Consider the following 2,304-nt stretch of genomic DNA (forward strand, 5'->3'; position numbering starts at 1 on the left):
ACGAGGAATCGAACGCGGTAAGGAAATTGGTAAAGAAATAGGCAAGGAAATTGGTAAGGAAATTGGAGCGTTACAAAAAAGCCGTGATGCCATAAAAACAGTTTTAACTGTGCGGTTTGGACAGATTTCTTCAGAAATTGAAGAGATAATCGGCAAAATCACTAACCCTACTATCTTAGAAGAGCTACTAAAATTAGCAGCTACCGCTAATTCTCTCGCAGAATTTAGGCAGTCTTTGGCAAGAATCCAATAATCTTATCCTAATATCTAGAAAACGGGTTTCTCAAAGAAACCCGTTTTCTTGGAATAAATGTTAATTTCTGTTACAGGGGTCTTGAAAAATTGGCCATTGTTGAGCTAAAACTGTTAGCAATAAACCTCTGCTGTTACCGTCATGACTTCTACCCTGTTGCCCCTCCTTCCTGCTGTTGACGATGTTTTGTTCGATTTCGCTCAATCTGATGGCTTTTGGGCGAATTTAGAAACCGCTTTTGGCACAAGTTATGATGTGGTTAAAGCGACAGAATTACGACAGCAGTGGCAAAGCCGAGATTTTAGTCAACTTCCTGAGATTGAGGTTGTCAACAGCAGTGTTTTAGGTAGTGCAAATGGCGCTTATGGGATTAGCACCAATAAGATATATCTATCTGAAAGCTTTTTTGCTTCTGCTAGTTTAGATGCTTTGGTTGCGGTGATGTTGGAAGAAATTGGGCATTTTGTGGATGCTCAAATTAATAGGGTGGATACGGTGGGGGATGAGGGAGAATTATTTTCTCATCTGGTGAGAGGGGTTAATTTAACTGAGGCTGAGTTAACTTATATTCAAACAGAAGATGATCGTGCTGTTATTAATTTAGGGGGACAATTTATAGGGGTTGAACAAGCTGCACCAATTACTTTAATTGTCAATACTACTATAGATGAGAATGATGGAAGTGCCACTATTGGGAGTGGTTTATCTTTGCGGGATGCTGTTACAATTGCTAATAAAAGTCCTAATACTCCCTATATTATTAAGCTGAAATCAGGAACGACTTATGCTTTAAGTTATGTTAATAATACGACAACAGGCGATCGCAGTTTGAAGACGAACGGTACGATTACCATTGAAACTGATGGAACAGCACTAGCTTCTATTGTTAATAATGCTAGTCCTATCTCTGGGCAGAATGATAATAATTCTATTATAAATAACTCTAGTCAACTTGGAGTTATATTAAATAATCTCTATATCAGCAACAAAGCAGGAAAGGGAATTTTCAACAACGGGGGAACCTTAACATTAACCAACAATACAATAACAGGTAATAAGGCTACTTATGGAGGGGGAATTTACAACGCGGGAACCTTAACATTAACCAACAATACAATATCTGATAATACGGCTAATTTTTATGGAGGGGGAATTTTCAACAGCGGGGGAACATTAACATTAACCAACAATACAATATCTGATAATACGGCTAATTTTTATGGAGGGGGAATTTACAACAACGTGGGAACCTTAACATTAACCAACAATACAATAACAGGTAATAAGGCTGACTTAGGAGGAGGGGGAATTTTCAACAACTACCTGGGAACATTAACATTAACCGACAGTACAATAACAGGTAATACGACTAATAATACGGTTTATGGTTATGGAGGGGGAATTTACAACGCGGGAACATCAACATTGACCAACAGTACAATATCTGGTAATACGGCTAATTTTTATGGAGGGGGAATTTTCAACTACCTGGGAACCTTAACATTAACCGACAGTACAATAACAGGTAATACGACTAATAATACGGTTTATGGTTATGGAGGGGGAATTTACAACAACGTGGGAACCTTAACATTAACCAACAGTACAATAACAGGTAATACGGCTAATAATGGTTATGGAGGGGGAATTTACAACAACATGCTATCAACATCAACATTATTGTTGACCAACAGTACAATATCTGGTAATACAGCTGATTATGGAGGGGGAATTTACAACAACATGCTATCAACATTATTGTTGACCAACAGTACAATATCTGGTAATACAGCTGATTATGGAGGGGGAATTTACAACTGGGGAACATCAACATTAACGAATAACATTCTTACTAACAATAATGCCAACGTAGGTGGTGGTATTTACAATTCGGGTACATGGAGTTCAAATAGTACTATTAGTGGAAATACTGCGAACCAAGTTTGGTATATAGACAAAAACGGAAAATCTACTCTATTCAACACCGAAATTCAAGATCCAAAATATCCAAATATATTTGATATTGGCACTTACACAGCACTCCCACCCAC

2 protein-coding genes are annotated in these 2,304 nt (G+C 37.8%); both read left to right on the forward strand.

Annotated features, from left to right (window positions below; all coding sequences use genetic code 11):
- The coding region (locus tag PX481_RS24155) for a hypothetical protein (protein ID WP_288096455.1) at positions 1–253 on the forward strand (253 nt) is incomplete at its 5' end.
- 141 nt (positions 254–394) lie between these two features.
- The coding region (locus tag PX481_RS24160; protein ID WP_288096457.1) for a right-handed parallel beta-helix repeat-containing protein at positions 395–2,304 on the forward strand (1,910 nt) is incomplete at its 3' end.

The sequence above is a fragment of the Microcystis sp. M53603_WE2 genome (assembly GCF_030065435.1).